Genomic DNA, 3,648 nt, shown 5'->3' on the forward strand with positions numbered 1-3,648 from the left:
GTAAAAACGTATAAAATATTAGAACTTAGAGGTAATATAAAAGACCTTTAAGTTTGTTTAATTATTTTTTGTAATTTTATTTTCGAAAAGGCTTATACAATTAATATTAAAGAAGCTTAGTTATATAGACTAAAGATATATAAATAAATTATTTTAACTTAAATACTTGACATTGATAAACTAAAGTTGTATAATCCGCTTAGCAATTAAAAAGAAAGAGTGCTAAAAGTGAGTAAAACAAATAAACGTGATTTGATACTAAATTCTATCATCGAGGCTTATTTGCAGGACAATATGCCTATTGGTTCAAATGAGCTTGGCTCTCGTATGAGCGCGGCTATTCCAGCTTCTACGATACGTGTTTATTTTAAAAAGCTTTCAGACGAAGGCGAGATCACCAAGCTTCATATAAGTGGCGGTCGGATACCAACAATCGCTGCGATGAGAAGATATTGGAGTGAAATTTTTACTATAAGTGATATAAATCTGGAGATAAATGATGCCGAAGAACTGAAAAAGTTATGCGATGAATTTGAGCTTTATTGTATGATTTTTGGCACGATCGATAAGGAGTTGCTAGAAATTTTAAATTTAAACGATAGATATATGATCTTAAATTTTGGCGAAGATGAGATCGTTATTAAATTTGATGCTAGGACGTATAAATTTTTAAGTAATCTTGCTGGAGTTAGTTTAAACAAACTTGAGCTTATCTGCTCTCAAGTTGGTTTAAGCGAACTAAAAAGTAAAATAAGAGAGCTTAAAAGGACTAAAATTTACTTCCAAGAAAATGAAATTTTAGCCTTTGATATGTTTAAGGATAGACGTTTTAAGATGGTTTTTGACCCAAGTTTTAGTCTGCAAATGGATGAAAAACTTACATTTTCTCCTATGTTTGATGAAAATTTTATGGGGCTTAAATTTAGTGCTAACTATCTTGGTAACGAAGCACAGATGATCTGTGCTGGCAGTATTTATACTGACTATGTAAAATTTATAAATCTAATAAAGGAGGCTGCGTGAGCGAAGAGGTAAAAGAGCAAAACCTACCTGAGGTTGAGCCTGTGCAAGAACTAGCTAATGATAGCGTAAATTTGGACGCACTTGGTGATATTTCAAAGGTTGAAAAACTTGAAAAAGAGCTCGGGGAGATAACTGATAAATATTATAGAGCAAATGCTGAGTTTGAAAATATCAAAAAGCGATATGAAAAAGAGAAGACAGACGTTGCAAACTATGCAAATGAGAAATTTGCTAGGGACTTACTACCAGTCATAGATGCTCTTGAGATCGCTGCAAATTTTGATCCAGAGGATGATGAATTTGCCAAAAAGATCAAAGAGGGCATTTTGATAACTATAAATCAGTTTAAAAAATGCTTTGAAAAGCATGGTGTAAGCGAGATACCAACTGACACTGAGTTTGATCCGAGCGTGCATAATGCTGTTTTAAGGGTCGATAGCGAAGAGAAGCAGAGTGGTCAAATCGTGCAAGCTTTGCAAAAAGGCTATATGATAAATGGTAGGGTTTTGCGCCCAGCTATGGTCAGTGTAGCAAACTAAATTTATAAAAATAAAATCTAATAAAAAGGAAAAATATGTCAAAAGTTATAGGTATAGACTTAGGTACAACAAACTCTTGTGTGAGCGTTTTTGAGCGTGGCGAGAGCAAGGTTATCCCAAACAAAGAGGGCAAAAACACAACTCCATCAGTTGTTGCTTTCACAGACAAGGGTGAAATTCTAGTAGGTGACGTTGCAAAACGTCAAGCAGTTACAAACCCTGAAAAAACGATATATTCTATCAAACGTATCATGGGCTTGATGAGCAATGAAAAAAATGCTGAAGAGGCAAAAAGTCGCTTACCATATCATGTCGTAGATAGAAATGGTGCTTGCGCAGTTGAGATCGCTGGTAAGGTCTATACTCCACAAGAAATTTCAGCAAAAATTCTTATCAAACTAAAAGAAGATGCTGAAGCATATCTTGGAGAGAAGGTAACAGATGCGGTTATTACTGTGCCAGCTTACTTTAACGATAGCCAAAGAAAGGCTACAAAAGAGGCTGGAACGATCGCAGGACTAAACGTACTTCGTATCATCAACGAGCCAACAGCAGCAGCACTTGCTTATGGTCTTGATAAAAAAGAGGCTGAGAAAATTTTAGTTTATGACCTAGGCGGTGGTACATTTGACGTTACAGTGCTAGAAACTGGTGATAATATCGTTGAAGTTTTGGCAACTGGCGGTAACGCATTTTTAGGCGGTGATGACTTTGATAACAAGATAATCGACTGGCTAGTAAGCGAGTTTAAAAATGAAAATGGTATCGATCTAAAAGGCGATATCATGGCACTTCAACGCTTAAAAGAAGCTGCAGAAAATGCTAAAAAAGAGCTAAGCTCAGCTCAAGAGACTGAGATAAATTTACCATTTATCACAGCTGATGCAACTGGTCCAAAACACCTTGTCAAAAAGCTAACTCGTGCTAAATTTGAAGGTATGATCGACTCACTTGTAGGCGAGACTATCACTAAGATAAATGAAGTCATCAAAGATGCAGGTCTAAGCAAGAGTGACATCAAAGAGGTCGTAATGGTAGGTGGTTCAACTCGTGTGCCACTCGTTCAAGAAGAGGTTAAAAAAGCATTTGGTAAAGAGCTAAATAAGAGTGTTAATCCAGATGAAGTCGTAGCTATCGGTGCTGCGATCCAAGGTGCAGTTATAAAAGGCGACGTTAAAGATGTTCTACTTCTTGACGTTACTCCACTTAGCCTTGGTATCGAAACACTTGGCGGCGTGATGACCAAGATCATCGAAAAAGGCACAACCATACCAACTAAGAAAAGTCAAGTTTTCTCAACTGCTGAAGATAACCAAAGTGCCGTTACTATCATGGTTTTACAAGGTGAGCGTGAGTTTGCAAGGGACAATAAATCACTTGGAAATTTCAACCTTGAAGGTATCCCAGCAGCTCCAAGAGGTGTTCCTCAAATAGAAGTTGAGTTTGACATTGACGCAAACGGAATTTTAACCGTTTCTGCAAAAGATAAAGCAACTGGCAAAGCTCAAAATATCACCATCTCTGGATCAAGCGGCTTAAGCGAAGAAGAGATAAACAACATGGTAAAAGATGCTGAGCTTCATAAAGAAGAGGACAAAAAACGTAAAGACGCAGTTGAAGCTAGAAACCAAGCTGATGCACTAGTTCATCAAACTGAAAAGAGCATGAGTGAGCTTGGCGAGAAAGTTCCAGCTGAGGATAGAAGCAACATCGAAGCTGCGTTAAATGACCTAAAAGAGGTCTTAAAAGATGAAAATTCTTCAAAAGAGCAAATCGATGCTAAAGTAGAAGCTCTAAGCAAAGCTAGCCACAAACTAGCAGAAGCTATGTATAAAAAAGATGAAAATGCTGGAGCAAACGGCGGAAACAACAAAAAAGACGACGACGTTATAGACGCTGAAGTCGAGTAAAACTCCTAGAGCAGGGCACTTGCCTTGCTCTTTTATAAATTTATCTTCATAAATTCTTAAAATTGATTCAAAATAAGCAGTTTAAATAGTTAAAATTTATATAATGCCAAACAAAAAGGCTAAAAATGTACTTATTTTTTTTGATTACTCATTTAATTTGTGCCATTGTATTTATA

The 3,648-nt window shown here is 36.4% G+C and carries 3 protein-coding genes; all 3 read left to right on the forward strand.

Annotated elements, in window-relative coordinates; all coding sequences use genetic code 11:
- The first annotated feature begins 228 nt into the window (after positions 1-228).
- The 3 genes from FZ949_RS08095 to dnaK are packed head-to-tail and all read left to right on the forward strand — an operon-like array spanning position 229 to position 3,472.
- Positions 229-1,023 carry an HrcA family transcriptional regulator gene (locus tag FZ949_RS08095; RefSeq protein ID WP_103579503.1) on the forward strand — a complete coding sequence of 265 codons (795 nt, stop codon included), beginning with the start codon at positions 229-231 and terminating at the stop codon, positions 1,021-1,023.
- Positions 1,020-1,562, forward strand: a complete 543-nt coding sequence (gene grpE, locus FZ949_RS08100; protein WP_084042087.1) for a nucleotide exchange factor GrpE — start codon at positions 1,020-1,022, stop codon at positions 1,560-1,562. The genes FZ949_RS08095 and grpE overlap by 4 nt, the downstream gene beginning before the upstream one ends.
- A gap of 35 nt (positions 1,563-1,597) precedes the next feature.
- Positions 1,598-3,472 (forward strand): molecular chaperone DnaK, encoded by a 1,875-nt coding sequence (dnaK, locus tag FZ949_RS08105; protein WP_103579493.1) that lies wholly within the window; start codon positions 1,598-1,600, stop codon positions 3,470-3,472.
- Positions 3,473-3,648: the final 176 nt, after the last annotated feature.

Origin of the sequence: Campylobacter concisus (assembly GCF_902460545.1) — a bacterium.
Taxonomy (GTDB): Bacteria; Campylobacterota; Campylobacteria; order Campylobacterales; family Campylobacteraceae; genus Campylobacter_A; species Campylobacter_A concisus_AE.

What these genes read in the sequence shown, in the direction of transcription:
- dnaK (WP_103579493.1), top strand. Translation starts at nt 1,598, where the DNA reads ATGTCAAAAGTTATAGGTATAGACTTAGGTACAACAAACTCTTGTGTG.